At 59.3% G+C, this 928-nt stretch carries 1 rRNA gene; it reads right to left on the bottom strand.

The window, feature by feature from the left end:
• Nucleotides 1–928, bottom strand: a 23S ribosomal RNA gene (locus RUR_RS26600); the annotation flags it as partial.

The raw sequence follows: 928 nt of genomic DNA, 5'->3' as shown, positions 1-928 counted from the left end.
ACCCTTAGTATCACCGGCCTCGATATTGGCGCGCGCCCGCGGGTACGGGAATATCAACCCGTTATCCATCGACTACGCCTGTCGGCCTCGCCTTAGGCCCCGACTTACCCTGGGCGGATTAGCCTGGCCCAGGAACCCTTGGTCATCCGGCGGAGCAGTTTCTCACTGCCCATTCGCTACTCATGCCTGCATTCTCACTCGCATGGCGTCCACCCCTCGGTCACCCGGAGGCTTCACCCGCCACACGACGCTCCCCTACCCACCCACACACCTGAACCGGGTCTCCCCGGCTGGGCTAACGTGTGAGCGTCACGACTTCGGCGGTGCACTTGAGCCCCGCTACATTATCGGCGCGGAATCACTTGACCAGTGAGCTATTACGCACTCTTTCAAGGATGGCTGCTTCTAAGCCAACCTCCTGGTTGTCTGCGCAACTCCACATCCTTTCCCACTTAGCACACGCTTAGGGGCCTTAGTCGGTGATCTGGGCTGTTTCCCTCTCGACCACGGAGCTTATCCCCCGCAGTCTCACTGCCACGCTCTCACTTACCGGCATTCGGAGTTTGGCTGACGTCAGTAACCTTGTCGGGCCCATCGGCCATCCAGTGCTCTACCTCCGGCAAGAAACACGCGACGCTGCACCTAAATGCATTTCGGGGAGAACCAGCTATCACGGAGTTTGATTGGCCTTTCACCCCTACACACAGGTCATCCCCCAGGTTTTCAACCCTGGTGGGTTCGGTCCTCCACACGGTCTTACCCGCGCTTCAACCTGCCCATGCGTAGATCACTCCGCTTCGGGTCCACAGCATGCGACTGACATTCGCCCTATTCAGACTCGGTTTCCCTACGGCTCCCCCACACGGGTTAACCTCGCCACACACCATGACTCGCAGGCTCATTCTTCAAAAGGCACGCCATCACCACC

This window comes from Rhizohabitans arisaemae, from assembly GCF_025996515.1.
Taxonomy (GTDB): domain Bacteria; phylum Actinomycetota; class Actinomycetes; order Streptosporangiales; family Streptosporangiaceae; genus Rhizohabitans; species Rhizohabitans arisaemae.
The sequence above is the reverse complement of the archived record's forward strand: the minus strand, read 5'-3'. Positions and strand labels throughout refer to the sequence as shown.